General features: G+C 33.2%; 1 pseudogene. It reads right to left on the minus strand.

Annotated features, from left to right (window positions below):
* Positions 1 to 241: pseudogene (locus AB5M32_RS13720) on the minus strand (hypothetical protein); the annotation flags it as partial.

Here is a 241-nt window from a genome sequence, read left to right on the forward strand (position 1 = left end):
TGGTTTTAAATCTGAATTATTTAGTCTTTCACTCAATGAAACTTGATTTGTTGAGTTTAGGTTTGTTTTAGCTGGTTCTTGTGAAGTTCCGTGTGCCCTGTTCAGCAACGCTGTTTTTTCTTTCATTATTTTGATAAGGTCCTTTTTATCTTCTTTAGTAATAAAAATCACATCAACTACATTGCGTTGAGAGACTTTATCAAGGCTACTGTTAACAATAAATTCGGCCATCATAGATAGC

This window comes from Enterococcus sp. C57, from assembly GCF_040887305.1.
GTDB lineage: Bacteria > Bacillota > Bacilli > Lactobacillales > Enterococcaceae > Enterococcus_B > Enterococcus_B hirae.